The sequence below is a fragment of the Chryseobacterium sp. genome, assembly GCF_022712095.1.
GTDB lineage: Bacteria > Bacteroidota > Bacteroidia > Flavobacteriales > Weeksellaceae > Chryseobacterium.
In genome coordinates, this window is record NZ_JALAHD010000149.1 from 1 (window position 1) to 11,705 (window position 11,705).

An 11,705-nucleotide genomic window follows, 5' to 3' on the forward strand; every position below is an offset into this window, starting at 1 on the left:
TAACAAGTGTATTTAAAATAATTTTATATTTGAGCCATATAATAATATGGTATATGAAAAAAATATTAGTTTCAACAGCTTTACTAGCGGGCATTTTATCTTATGCAGGAGGCTTTAGGGTTTCTTTGCAGGGGGTAAAGCAATTGGCCATGGCACACACCAGTGCACATGCTGAAGATGCAAGTGTGACATTTTTCAACCCCGCAGGTATGTCTTTCATCCCTTCAAAACTAAGTGTAGTGGCAGGAGGGTTTGGAGCGAGTAATAAAATTACCTTTCAAAACGTAAATACTTTACAGAGTACATCTACTGATAATCCTCTCGGAACTCCGCTTTATGCTGCGGTTACCTATAGACCTATAGAGAAATTGTCCGTAGGTTTCAGTTTTTCAACACCTTTTGGAAGTACTATAGAATGGCCAAGTGATTGGGAAGGAAGAGAAATGGTACAGAGGCTAGAGCTTAAGAGTTTTTATTTCCAGCCCATGGTTTCCGTAAAACTGGCTCCTTGGATGTCTTTCGGAGCAAGTTATATTTATGCAAAAGGAAAAGTAGACTGGACAAAAGCGGTTACTCAGTTTGGAGGAGAGCTTAATATCAATGATGAAAATGCAAGTGGGCATGGGTATGGATTCGGATTTTATTTCAGACCTGAAGAAAAACTGGATGTAAGTATAGCATATCGTTCAGCAATTGATATGAAAGCTAAAAACGGAACGGCTACCTTCCAGTTCCCATCTCAGTCTGTCTACTCATTGCTAGGGCTGGATGCATCCGGAAAGGATAAGTTTTCGGCGACTTTACCTTTAGTGGAGGAATATACAGTAGGTTTAACCTATAAAATTACACCTAAATGGTTAGTGTCTGCCGATTTTAACTATCATGGATGGGAAAGGTATAGTAAACTGACATTAGATTTTGCTAATGCTCCAGTGGGAAGTGATCCGGCTGATCCGACCATTCAGACTGTTCCTAAGAACTTCAGAAATTCTAAAACGTTCAGATTGGGAACTCAATATATGTTCAATGATATGATTGCAGGGCGTTTGGGAGCTTATTATGATGAGTCTCCTTATACAGATAAGAATTTTATCCCTGAGACACCATCATTTAATACCTATGTAATAACCGGAGGGATAGGATTTAAGTTTAATCATGTAGGAGTGGATATTGCCGGAGGATATGCCTTGCCTCAAAGCAGAGATGTGAAAAATGATAATCTGGGATTATACGGACAAGCTAAAGCTAAGGCTTTTTATTTCGGTCTGGGATTATCCTATAACCCTTTTTAATCTGAATAATTATGAAAAAAATACTAATATCTACAATCGCTGTTTCTGCACTTCTTTTAACAGCAAGCTGTGAAACAGATTTTGATACTGATGTAAAGGATATACAGGTAACGAATGGGGAAGCTGATTTTTCCAAATACGTTTCGTTAGGGAACTCTCTTACTTCAGGATACAGAGACAATGCATTATATATTGACGGGCAAAACGAATCTTATCCTTCTATCATTGCCGGACAGATGAAGCTTGCCGGAGGAGGAGAGTTTATTCAACCTCTTATGGCTGATAATAATGGAGGATTGCTTTTAGGATCTACCCCTATTCAGGCTACTAAGTTATACATACAATCATTTACAAACGGGTCTCCGAATGTAGTGAACGTAAGTGCTGCTCCGACTACTAATATTGCTAATAAAATCACGGGTAATCTTAATAATTTTGGAGTTCCAGGAGCAAAATCCTACCATTTGATAGCACCGGGATATGGGAATATTGCAGGTGTGACAACGGGAACAGCAAATCCTTATTATGTTAGATTCTCTTCAAGTGCTACCTCAACGGTGGTAGGAGATGCTGCGGCTCAGAGTCCTACCTTCTATTCACTCTGGATAGGAAATAATGACGTTTTAGGCTATGCCACCAGCGGAGGAACAAATTCTCAGACAGTAGGTGGTGTTACCACATATACTCCAGCGGTTAACCAAACAGGTAACCTGAACCCTGCAACTTACGGATCCAGTGATATTTCTGATCCTAATGTAGTAGCAGGTTCTATAAAAACAATTATAGAAACAATGAAAGCTGCAGGAGCTACAAAAGGTGTAATTGCTAATATTCCTTATGTGACATCTGTTCCGCAATTTACAACAGTTCCTTATAATCCCCTGACTCCGGCTGCATTAGGTTCCAATATTACAGCACTTAATGCCAGTTTGTACGGACCGCTTAAGCAGGCGCTTACGGCTTTTGGGGCAGGAGATAGAATCAACTTACTTTCTTCGACTTCTTCCAACCCTGTTTTAATTAAAGATATTTCACTTACTAATTTGTCTGCTCAGCTTACAGCAGCCTTAACCCCTTCAGTGGGGCCTGCTACTGCTACTGTACTAGGCCAGATATTCGGGCAAGCGAGACAATCTACGGCTGAAGACTATATTCTTCTTACAACAAGAGCGGTAATAGGATCAGCGGTAACGGGTGCTCCTACGGGAATTAATGTATACGGAATTTCCTATCCATTGGAGAACCAGCATGTACTGACCAAAACAGAAGCTGCAGCGGTGAAAACAGCAACAGATGCTTATAATGCTTCTATCAAATCTTTGGCTGATACTTATGGACTTGCTTTTGTCGATGCTAATGCAAAAATGCTTGAGCTTAACGGACAGTCAGGGATTTCCTTTGATGGAGTGAAATATACGGCTAAATATGTGACGGGAGGAGCTTTCTCATTGGATGGAGTTCACCTTACAGGTAGAGGATATGCAGTAGTTGCCAACGAATTTATTAAATCTATTAATGGAAAATATAAATCCACTATACCACAGGTTAATCCTAACAATTATTCAGGAATTAAATTCCCATAATTAATGAGAGTTAAAAAAATATTGAAAACCACAGGAGATATTCTTGTGGTTTTTTTAAATTTGCAAAATCTTTAAAAAGTAAAAATGGCCGATCAGTTAAGTTATCTGTTTTCTACAAGAACAAGTAAGGTCTTGGCAGAAAAAATTGCTCAGTATTATGGGCAGGAATTAGGAAAAATCAACTTTCAGGAGTTTAGTGATGGAGAATTTGAACCGGTTCTTGATGAGTCAGTAAGAGGAGGAAGGGTTTTTCTTATTGGATCTACATTTCCGCCGGCAGACAATCTTCTGGAGCTTCTTCTGATGATTGACGCGGCAAAAAGAGCTTCTGCGAAAAGTATCACGGTAGTATTACCTTATTTCGGACTTGCAAGACAAGACAGAAAAGATAAACCAAGAGCACCGATTGGAGCGAAGCTGGTTGCTAATCTTTTAACTGCTGCAGGCGCTACAAGAATTATGACAATGGACCTGCATGCGGATCAGATTCAGGGGTTCTTTGAAATTCCTGTAGATCATCTCTATGCTTCCTCTATTTTTGTGGATTACATAAGATCTTTGAATTTGGATAATCTTACTATCGCGTCACCGGATATGGGGGGAGCAAAAAGAGCAAAAAACTATGCCGGGCATTTGGGAGCTGAAGTGGTAATCGCTTATAAGGAAAGAAAGAAAGCAAATGTGGTGGAAGAAATGTTCCTTATCGGAGATGTTGATGGAAAGAATGTTATTCTGATTGATGATATGATCGATACAGCTGGAACACTTTGTAAAGCTGCAGATATATTAATGGAGAAAGGGGCAAAATCAGTGAGAGCAATGGCTACTCACGGGGTGCTTTCAGGGAAAGCATATGAGAATATTGAGAACTCAAAAATTCTGGAAGTTATTGTAACTGACTCAATTCCTGTGAAAAATAATTTGTCATCTAAAATAAAAGTGCTATCTTGCGCCCCATTATTTGCGGATGTGATGAAGATGGTTCATGAGCATCAATCAATTAGTAGTAAATTTATTATTTAATTGATTTAAAGGTGTTTATGATTTAATTAAGAACAATTTTTTAAATATTTATAAATGAAATCTATTACAATTCAAGGTACAAAAAGAGAAAGCGTGGGCAAAAAGTCTACAAAAGCTTTACGTGATGCTGAATTAGTTCCTTGTGTTGTTTATGGAGGTGGTGAGCCTTTGAATTTCTCTGCTGAAGAGAAGTCTTTCAAAGGTTTAGTATACACTCCTGAAGCACACACGGTATCTATTGAGGTTGATGGTCAGACAATTCCGGCTGTTCTTCAGGATATTCAGTTTCACCCGATTACTGACAAAATTTTACATGCCGACTTCTATCAATTAGCTGACGATAAGCCAGTTATTATGGAGGTTCCTGTAAGAATTACCGGACGTGCAAAAGGTGTTGTGGCTGGTGGTGTTTTACGTCAGTCTTTCAGGAAATTAAAATTGAAAGCTATTCCAGCTAACCTACCTGATGAGATCGTTGTAGATGTAACTCCATTAAAAATTGGTAACAAAATTTATATCGGAGATATCAAAAATGATGCATATACATTCATGCACCCAGACAATGCAGTTATCGCAGCTGTGAAGATGTCTAGAAATGCAATGAAGGGTGGTGCGGCAGCTCAGGATGATGATGAAGAAACTACAGAAGAAGGAGCAGCTCCTGCAGCTGAAGAAACAGCAGCAGAATAAGAATTGCTATTACATATAATAAAAACCTGTCAGAAATGGCAGGTTTTTATTTTTTAGATTAAGTCTATAACTTTAGTAGATTTAATTTCCTTTCAGAAAAAAGCTGTAAATTTGAAGTGTTCTAAATAAGAGCTTTTTTTAATTCTAAATTTATAATAATGTTTGACATTCAGGAAATAAGAAGTCAGTTTGCGATATTGAATCAGAAGGTGAATGGTAAACCATTGGTATATTTGGATAATGCTGCCACTTCTCAGAAGCCGGATTCAGTTCTGGAAGTTTGTAAACAATATTACACCGAGCTTAATGCTAATGTCCATAGAGGAATCCATACTTTAAGCCAATTGGCCACAGAAGAGATGGAGCTTTCCCGGAAAAAGGTGCAAAAGTTTATCAATGCTGAACATGACTTTGAAGTTATTTTTACAAAGGGAACGACAGAGGGATTAAACCTCATCGCTTATATTCTTACGCAAAAGCTTAAAAAGGATGATGAGATTATTATTTCTTATCTTGAGCATCACTCTAATATTGTTCCATGGCAGTTGCTTTGTGAAAGGACCGGAGCTAAGCTTAGGGTAATTCCCATAGATGAAAATGGAATATTGCAGTTAGATTATCTCGATCAGTATTTAAGCGAAAAGACAAAAGTGGTATCTGTGAATCAGGTTTCAAATGCTTTGGGAATTGTAAACCCTATTGAAGAGATTATTACGAAAATCCGAAAAAATTCAGATGCATATATTGTCATTGACGGAGCGCAGTCTGCTCCTCATTTTACCATTGATGTTCAGAAGCTGGAGTGTGATTTCTTTGTGTTTTCAGGGCATAAAATGTATGCGCCAATGGGAACGGGAATCTTATATGGTAAACAAACTGTCCTCGAAGATTTGCCCCCTTTCCACGGAGGAGGAGAAATGATTGCTACATGTTCATTTGAGAAAACGACTTACGCAACACTGCCTTTTAAATATGAAGCAGGCACACCAAATGTAGGCGGTAATATTGCACTGGGAGCTGCGATAGATTTTATTGATAAAGTAGGCCGGGACAATATCCAACGACATGAAAATATCCTTTTGGAATATGCTCAAAAACAACTTTTAGAAATTGAAAACCTTAAGATATACGGTGAGAAAGCTGAAAGAGTGGGAGTTGTTTCCTTTAATCTGGAAGGAATTGGGATTTCTTCTGATGTGGGAATGATTCTCGATAAGATGGGAGTTGCGGTGAGAACAGGGCATCACTGTACACAGCCTATTATGGATTTCTTTAATATAGCAGGAACAGTTAGAGCTAGTTTTGCTGTATATAATACGTTTCAGGAAATAGACTTGCTGGTGGAAGGAGTCAGAAAGGCTCAGAAAATGCTAGCATAACTTATAAAGCGCTTTATTTTATAAAGTGCTTTTTATTTATATCAATGAAACTAGAGTATTATATTGATATAATGAATTATAATTCGAGAAATTTTATTTAATGTTTAAAAATAATTAATTAATTTTATTAAAACATTAAATAAAATACCATGAAAAAACAAATTTTACTCTTTTTGTTCTCCTATGGCTTTTGTAGCGCACAGGTTTTTTCTGAAAATTTTAATGGAGGTATTTTGCCTTCAGGCTGGACAGTAGATAACCCCAGTACTACATTTAATTGGGAAGTAGGAGCGCAATCCGGTTTTGCATCATTTCCTGACGGAGCAGCTTTTTTTGATGATGATGCTGCTGGTTCAGCAAGTGTTAATTCAAGTGCGAGATTGGTGTCCCCCGTTATTAATCTTACTTCAGTTGCCAGTCCCCAGCTGTCTTTTAAATATGCTAACATGGTATATGCCGTTGATTCCAGTATTAAAGTGGAAGTATATAATGGTACAGCATGGGTACAGGTATTCAGTTATACTGGAGATGCCGGTGTCTGGGGAATTGACTGGAATACTTTTATGTATACAATAACATCTTACGATACAGCCTCCGCTATAGATCTTAGTCCGTATGCAAATGCTAATTTCCAAATGAGATTTGTATATGATGATGCCGGTGATTATTCCTATGGAGCTGTTATAGATGATATATCCATTACCTCTGCTGCATTGGCTACTACCGAAACTTCTGCTTCTGAATCATTAATGATGTATCCTAATCCCGTAAAAGATAATCTTTATATTAAAAATAATGGAAAAACTTATGATAAAGTGAGTATTGTTGACAGGTCGGGCAAAATAGTAAAAGTGTATGAAGGAAAATCTGAAAGTTATAATGTTTCTGATTTGCCCAAAGGTCTGTATATTATTTATATGACAGGAGACAAGGGAATTATTAAGAAAAAGATTCTGAAAGATTGACTTTCTGTTTTAAATGTCAAGAAAAGATTATTTTTAAGCATTCCTGTAATTTTTTACTGATTTGAAGTACATTTGTGCTATTAAAAATCTAAATTATGGAATTAATAGAAAGACTCAACTGGAGATTTGCGACAAAGTCAATGAATGGCCAAAAAGTGCCTCAGGATAAGATAGACAGAATATTAGAAGCAGCAAGGCTGGCTCCTACTTCCAGTGGACTTCAGCCTTTTGAAATTATTGTAATAACCAATCAGGAAGTTAAAGAACGAATAAAACCTGCAGCATGGAATCAACAGCAGATTACCGCATGTTCACATTTATTGGTTTTTGCTGCATGGGATCATTATACAGAAGAGAGAATCAATAAAATGTTTGATCTTACTAATGATATCAGAGGTTTTAAAAATGAGGGTTGGGAAAATTACAGAAAGCAGTTATTAGATCTTTATCCAAACAGGTCTGCAAAGGAAAACTTTCATCACACGGCAAAACAGGCTTATATTTCTTTTGGAGCGGCTATTATCGCAGCTGCTTTTGAAGAAGTTGATTCTACACCGATGGAAGGGTTCTCTCCGGAAGCTGTAGATGAAATCCTTAATCTAAAAGAAAAGGGGTTGAAAAGTGTTGTAATGTTACCGCTAGGCTACAGAGATGAAGATAATGACTGGCTGGTGAATTTAGCTAAAGTCAGAAAAGCAAAAGAAGATTTTATTACTGAAATTAAATAATAAACTATTAAAAAAGACCCTTCTTAGAAGGGTCTTTTTTAATAGTTTATAACGGTTTCCAATCTACCACGGCCCGTATAAAGGCTTCGGCATTTTCTAATGGAATATTAGGGAGAATTCCATGTCCAAGATTGGCAATGTATCTGTCTTTCCCAAAACGGTTAATCATTTCATGAACCATTTTTCTGATGGTCTCAGGGGTTGAGTGTAATCTTGCAGGATCAAAATTTCCCTGAAGTGTCATAGTATGGTTAGTTAAAGTTCTGGCAAACTCAGGAGTAATAGTCCAGTCTACACCCAGAGCGGAAGTTTTTGATAAGGTCATCTCTTCCAGCGCAAACCAACATCCTTTACCAAATACAACAACATGGGTAAGCGGGCTTAATGCTTCTACAATCTGATTAATATATTTCCAGGAAAACTCCTGATAATCCTGAGGGGAAAGCATCCCGCCCCAAGAATCAAATATTTGAACGGCAGAAACTCCTTTTTCTACTTTTCTTTTTAAATAGGAAATAGTAGTATCTGTGATTTTTTGAAGTAATAGATGAGCGGCTTCCGGCTGCTGGAAACAGAATGATTTGGCAATATCAAATGCCTTACTTCCTTTTCCTTCTACGCAGTAGCATAGAATAGTCCATGGAGAACCTGCGAAACCAATCAAGGGAATTTCATTATCCAATTTTTGAAGGGTCAGTTCAATAGCATCGAAAACATAGCCTAATGTATCGTTTACATCGGGAACCTCGATATTATGTACCTGTTCTGCAGTTCTGATTGGATTATCCAGCCAAGGACCAACAGACTCTTTCATTTTGAAATCGATTCCCATAGCTTGAGGAACTACTAGAATATCTGAAAATAGTATAGCAGCATCCAAAGGAAATCTTTTGATAGGTTGTATAGTAATTTCAGCAGCTAATTCGGGAGTCTGACAACGGGTAAAGAAATCGTATTGATCACGAAGAGCAATAAATTCAGGCAAGTATCTTCCTGCCTGTCTCATCATCCATACCGGAGGTCTTTCTACTGTTTCTCCACGAAGAGCTTTTAAATATAGGTCGTTCTTAATCATAATGTATTAAACTGATATGTCTTTATAGTGGTTTCTTATAAGCGTTAATATAGACACTAAATTATTATCCTCAGATGTAAAAATCATTCTCTGGGTATGATTTTTTATTTCTTTAGAGGTTGTTTTTCCAATAGAAAATATAGTCATTTCCTCCAAAGAATTGTGCTTGGCAAAACTACGAACTCCACTTGGGCTAAAAAAGACAATAGCATTATATTTTTCATCAATTACAGGGTTTAACTCTTCAGTATTATAAACCGTAATTTTTTTATATCGGATATTTTGTAAGGGAAGGTCTCTATGAAGGACATCCAACGCCAGATTTCCACAGAAATGGAGAAACTTTTCATGCTGGCAATTTCTGACAATAAATTGAGAAAGCGTTTCTGCATTGGGAAGAACTTTAAAAGTTCCGAAACCGTGTTTTCTTAACTCCTTCTTTGTCTTTTCACCTACGCAGTATATTTTGTTAAAGCATCTTGATGTGAAATCTTCATTGGGCTTAAATTGATTTTGAAAAAAAGAATTAACACCATTTACGCTAGTAAATATCAAAGAGGAATTCTTAAGATCAAAAGGTCTTACCATTATAGGAGTGGTCTTAATTACCTCAATACAATCGAAATTTATATCCTTGCTCAATTGTGAGGACAGGACAATTGGGTCTATATTTTTGGTAAATAAGATCTTCATGTTGTGCGTTTTATAAGGTGAAGAACCTTCTAAAGCTGGCTTTTAATCTCTGACATCAACTCTTTTCCTCCGTTTTCAAGAATAACTTTAGCAAATTTCTCTCCAAAATTTTCCGTATCGTTATACTCAAAGCTTTCATCAGTAGCAATCGAGTTTTTACCGTCTAAGGAACATAGGGCTCCTTTAAACCGGATTTCATTATCATAGATCTCAGCAAAAGCTCCTATAGGGGCAGTACAGCCGCCTTCAAGAGTGCTTAAGAAGTTTCTTTCTATTTCTACACAGATTTGGGTGGGTCTGTGGTTGATTTGTCTCAGGTACTCATTGATCTCCTTTTTATCGGAATGTCCTGCTACCGCTATCACACCTTGTGAAGGAGCAGATATCATGAAAGGAAGCATTTCATAATCAATGTCCATTTTCATTCTTTTGATTCCTGCTAAGGAGAGAAGAGTAGCGTCAAAATCCTGCTCTTCCAATTTTTGAAGACGTGTTTGGATATTACCTCTTATATCTGAAAATATAGCTTCAGGATAGTTTTTCAGCCAAAAAGCTCTTCTTCGGAGACTGCTTGTGGCTACCTTTAATTCATGAAATTCTTTGTTTTGAGAAGATGATTTTCTAATCAGTACATCCTGAGGGTAGTCACGTTCCAAATAAGAAACAAGCTCTATATTATCCGGTAACTGTGTCGGAACATCCTTTAAAGAGTGTACGGCAATATCAATCTCATCATTCAATAGAGCGATATCAAGATCGCGTGTAAATACGCCTGTAATACCTAAAGAATAAAGAGGCTGATTAAGATTCTTATCTCCTGAAGAAACAATAGGTACAATCTCTGTCATCAGATTGTTGTTCTGTAGATGTCGTGCAACTTCTCTTGCCTGCCAAAGAGCAAGTGCGGAATTTCTGGTTCCTATTCTAATGCTTTTCATTGAATTCATTATTGGGTTGTTCAACTAAAATTTCGTGCATTAATTTACTGATTTCTTCGGCTTTTAAAGGATTATCTATTATATATTTTGCGAAACGGTTGGTAATTTTCTGAATCATCTTTTCAGAAAGCGCCATGTCTTCTATATTGATGTATTTATTCTTTTTATAAAACTGGTGCATTTCATTGCGCTCCATATTTTTTAAAACAGCTTTAAAATGATGGATATTGGGAGCAAGTTTTCTCTTTTTTTCCCACTCCAGAAACTCTTTGGTCATTTCCCGGATAATTCCGTTGGCTTTAGGGATTTCTTTTTCTCTCTGCTGAATGGTTTCCTGAATATGCTTAGATAATTCATCCACATCGATCAGGGTTACGTTTTCATTGCTGGTAACATCCTTTTCCACATTATTAGGAATGGAGAGATCAATCACCAGTGTTTCTTTTCCGTTAGGGAAGTGGGAACGGTTGATGATAGGGTGCTTTGCCCCTGTAGCGACGATCAGAATATCAGTGTTTTTTAATTCCTCATCCACATCCGTATAGTCTACATGGGGAATGTTATATTTTTGAGAAATTTTCTCTGCTTTTTCCTGAGTTCTGTTTGCTATTTTTATTTTGGGCTGATAAACATGCTTTACAAGATTTTCAACCGTATTCTGTCCGATTTCTCCAACACCAAGAAGCAGAATGTTTTTATCTGCAATTCTTTTCTGGTTGTTTAAAATATAATGTACAGCAGCATAAGAAACTGATGCAGCCCCGTTGGAGATACCGGTTTCATTCTTGATTCTTTTAGAAATCTGAATAGCAGAATTAATGGCTCTTTCCAGATAAGGGTTAGAGTTTTTTCTTTCCTTCTTGAAGCGGGCGTATGCATTTTTGATTTGTCCTATAATCTCAAAATCTCCAATAATCTGACTTTCCAGACCGGCTGCTACTCTGAATAAATGAGTAAGAGCTTCTTCTTTGTTGAGAATATTGGCATACTGAAGGAAATCGGAAATGTTAACTCCTATGGTTTTGCAATATTCTTCTGCAACCAAAAGAGAATTGGGAGTTGTTGTATAGATCTCTGTCCTGTTACATGTAGAAACGACAAAAGCATCTCCTAAATCTTCATCATGTATTCTGGAAACAAAATTTTTGATGTTCTCATCAAAAAATGCAAACTTTCCTCGTGTCTCTACATCTGCCTTTTCATAGCTGATGGAAAGTACGGAAAAATTAGAGGTTCGATGTGTATTAGACTCCTGTACCATAAACGCTGCAAATTTACGCTTTTTTTAATTAATCGTCGGCTGATAATGTATATGATAATTATCGTAAAAAACTATAAA

Annotated in this window: 11 protein-coding genes; 7 read left to right on the forward strand and 4 right to left on the reverse strand. The window is 37.0% G+C overall.

Translation table 11 applies throughout. The features are described 5' to 3' along the window. Positions 1–53: 53 nt before the first annotated feature. From Q0A18_RS07535 to Q0A18_RS07565, 7 genes are all read left to right on the forward strand, one after another. Positions 54–1,292, forward strand: a complete 1,239-nt coding sequence (locus Q0A18_RS07535; RefSeq protein ID WP_292009536.1) for an outer membrane protein transport protein — start codon at positions 54–56, stop codon at positions 1,290–1,292. Positions 1,293–1,303: 11 nt separating this feature from the next. Continuing rightward, complete coding sequence (locus tag Q0A18_RS07540) at positions 1,304–2,875, forward strand: G-D-S-L family lipolytic protein (RefSeq protein ID WP_292009537.1); 1,572 nt, start codon at positions 1,304–1,306, stop codon at positions 2,873–2,875. 84 nt (positions 2,876–2,959) lie between these two features. After that, positions 2,960–3,898, forward strand: coding sequence for a ribose-phosphate pyrophosphokinase (locus Q0A18_RS07545; RefSeq protein WP_292009538.1), 939 nt, complete (start codon positions 2,960–2,962; stop codon positions 3,896–3,898). Between the two features lie 54 nt (positions 3,899–3,952). Continuing rightward, the gene (locus Q0A18_RS07550) at positions 3,953–4,588 is read left to right on the forward strand and encodes a 50S ribosomal protein L25/general stress protein Ctc (RefSeq protein WP_292009539.1); all 636 of its coding nucleotides are present in this window, start codon (positions 3,953–3,955) and stop codon (positions 4,586–4,588) included. 158 nt (positions 4,589–4,746) lie between these two features. Next, positions 4,747–5,967 (forward strand): cysteine desulfurase, encoded by a 1,221-nt coding sequence (locus tag Q0A18_RS07555; protein ID WP_292009540.1) that lies wholly within the window; start codon positions 4,747–4,749, stop codon positions 5,965–5,967. A 149-nt stretch (positions 5,968–6,116) separates the two neighbouring features. Then, positions 6,117–6,932: a T9SS type A sorting domain-containing protein gene (locus tag Q0A18_RS07560; protein ID WP_292009541.1), complete on the forward strand. Its 816-nt coding sequence runs from the start codon at positions 6,117–6,119 to the stop codon at positions 6,930–6,932. A gap of 95 nt (positions 6,933–7,027) precedes the next feature. Next, positions 7,028–7,660 (forward strand): NAD(P)H-dependent oxidoreductase, encoded by a 633-nt coding sequence (locus Q0A18_RS07565; protein WP_292009542.1) that lies wholly within the window; start codon positions 7,028–7,030, stop codon positions 7,658–7,660. 46 nt (positions 7,661–7,706) lie between these two features. Here the strand turns inward: Q0A18_RS07565 and hemE are convergent, their stop codons facing one another. From hemE to hemA, 4 genes are read right to left on the reverse strand one after another with little or no spacing between them, the layout of a single operon-like run. After that, entirely contained in the window at positions 7,707–8,735 is a 1,029-nt protein-coding gene (gene hemE, locus Q0A18_RS07570; RefSeq protein WP_292009543.1) for a uroporphyrinogen decarboxylase, read from the reverse strand. Between the two features lie 6 nt (positions 8,736–8,741). Continuing rightward, positions 8,742–9,428, reverse strand: coding sequence for a uroporphyrinogen-III synthase (locus Q0A18_RS07575; RefSeq protein WP_292009544.1), 687 nt, complete (start codon positions 9,426–9,428; stop codon positions 8,742–8,744). A 29-nt stretch (positions 9,429–9,457) separates the two neighbouring features. Further along, entirely contained in the window at positions 9,458–10,366 is a 909-nt protein-coding gene (gene hemC / locus Q0A18_RS07580) for a hydroxymethylbilane synthase (RefSeq protein WP_292009545.1), read from the reverse strand. After that, positions 10,353–11,627, reverse strand: a complete 1,275-nt coding sequence (hemA, locus tag Q0A18_RS07585) for a glutamyl-tRNA reductase (RefSeq protein ID WP_292009546.1) — start codon at positions 11,625–11,627, stop codon at positions 10,353–10,355. Before hemA ends, hemC begins: the two co-directional genes overlap by 14 nt. Between the last annotated feature and the right edge of the window lie 78 nt (positions 11,628–11,705).

What these genes read in the sequence shown, in the direction of transcription:
- Q0A18_RS07575 (WP_292009544.1), bottom strand. Translation starts at nt 9,428, where the DNA reads ATGAAGATCTTATTTACCAAAAATATAGACCCAATTGTCCTGTCCTCA.
- Q0A18_RS07555 (WP_292009540.1), top strand. Translation starts at nt 4,747, where the DNA reads ATGTTTGACATTCAGGAAATAAGAAGTCAGTTTGCGATATTGAATCAG.
- Q0A18_RS07560 (WP_292009541.1), top strand. Translation starts at nt 6,117, where the DNA reads ATGAAAAAACAAATTTTACTCTTTTTGTTCTCCTATGGCTTTTGTAGC.
- Q0A18_RS07535 (WP_292009536.1), top strand. Translation starts at nt 54, where the DNA reads ATGAAAAAAATATTAGTTTCAACAGCTTTACTAGCGGGCATTTTATCT.
- Q0A18_RS07545 (WP_292009538.1), top strand. Translation starts at nt 2,960, where the DNA reads ATGGCCGATCAGTTAAGTTATCTGTTTTCTACAAGAACAAGTAAGGTC.
- hemC (WP_292009545.1), bottom strand. Translation starts at nt 10,366, where the DNA reads ATGAAAAGCATTAGAATAGGAACCAGAAATTCCGCACTTGCTCTTTGG.
- Q0A18_RS07550 (WP_292009539.1), top strand. Translation starts at nt 3,953, where the DNA reads ATGAAATCTATTACAATTCAAGGTACAAAAAGAGAAAGCGTGGGCAAA.
- hemE (WP_292009543.1), bottom strand. Translation starts at nt 8,735, where the DNA reads ATGATTAAGAACGACCTATATTTAAAAGCTCTTCGTGGAGAAACAGTA.
- Q0A18_RS07540 (WP_292009537.1), top strand. Translation starts at nt 1,304, where the DNA reads ATGAAAAAAATACTAATATCTACAATCGCTGTTTCTGCACTTCTTTTA.
- hemA (WP_292009546.1), bottom strand. Translation starts at nt 11,627, where the DNA reads ATGGTACAGGAGTCTAATACACATCGAACCTCTAATTTTTCCGTACTT.
- Q0A18_RS07565 (WP_292009542.1), top strand. Translation starts at nt 7,028, where the DNA reads ATGGAATTAATAGAAAGACTCAACTGGAGATTTGCGACAAAGTCAATG.